Origin of the sequence: Ectothiorhodospira sp. PHS-1, assembly GCF_000225005.1 — a bacterium.
In the GTDB taxonomy this organism is placed as follows: Bacteria; Pseudomonadota; Gammaproteobacteria; order Ectothiorhodospirales; family Ectothiorhodospiraceae; genus Ectothiorhodospira.
In genome coordinates, this window is the sequence record NZ_AGBG01000078.1 from 1 (window position 1) to 1,017 (window position 1,017).

General features: G+C 53.9%; 1 protein-coding gene. It reads right to left on the reverse strand.

Features of this window, described 5'->3' with window-relative positions:
• Window positions 1–11 precede the first annotated feature (11 nt).
• The coding region (locus tag ECTPHS_RS13670) for an IS630 family transposase (RefSeq protein WP_008933357.1) at window positions 12–1,017 on the reverse strand (1,006 nt) is incomplete at its 5' end.

Sequence of the window (1,017 nt, forward strand, 5' to 3'; positions counted from 1 at the left end):
CAATCAAATAGCTACGCTGCTGCATATTGAATGGGTCCAGCCTGAAAATAGCTCGCAACCCGCTTAGGCAGTTTTTGCAGTTTGCGAAGATGAGACAGCACTTTCTGTTTCAATTGATCCTTGTTTCGCGCTGGCGGACCTTTGTGAACGCCTGCTTTCAGGTCACAGTTCAGATATTCATCAGGATTCAACTCAGGAGAATACGGTGGTAGATAAAAGACTTCTATCTCAGCCGTATGATCGCTTAGCCATACTTTGACCTTGCGCGCATGATGAACTTTGAGATTGTCCAGAATCAGGAATATCTTGCACCCACTTCCCCTGATCAGGCGTCTCATGAAATCGATCAGCAAATCCGCATTCATGTTGTCTTCATAAATGCGAAAACGAACTTTGCCTTGATTGGTCACCGTCGAGATCAGATTGATGGATGCACGCCTGGCGTTCTGCCTCAACACCGGCGTTTGACCCTTGGGTGCATAGCCACGCACGTGCTGGCAGTCCGTCCTCAACCCCGTCTCGTCTCCCCAGTGGATCTCCGCCCGTTCCGCCTTGGCGCGGCTCTGGATCTGGGGATAGTCCACCGCCAACCACTGTTGCACATCTGCCGCGCGCTGCTCATAGGCTTGTTTCTTTGGCGTTTGCACTGTGAATCCCCACCGCTTGAGGTATTCACCCACCGAACGAGTCGGCATCCGCAACCCGGTCTCCTGCCTGATCAACTCCTGTACCGCTTCTCGCGACCACAAGGCATAGGGCATTTCCAGTTGATCAGGCGTGTGCTGCCTTAGCAGTTCTTGCAGATCGGCTTCTTCATCCGGTGCCAGCTGTCTACCAGAACCCAGACGGCGACCTCGTTGTTGGCGAAGCAACGACTCCACGCCTCCTGCGCGATACTTTGCCAACCAGCGGCCTACCGTCTGATAATGAACGCCCAGCTGTTCTGCAATCTCGCGCTGACTCAAGCCGCTCTCGGAAAGACGAACCGCCGTCTTGCGCTTCTCTTCCTGCGCCGCA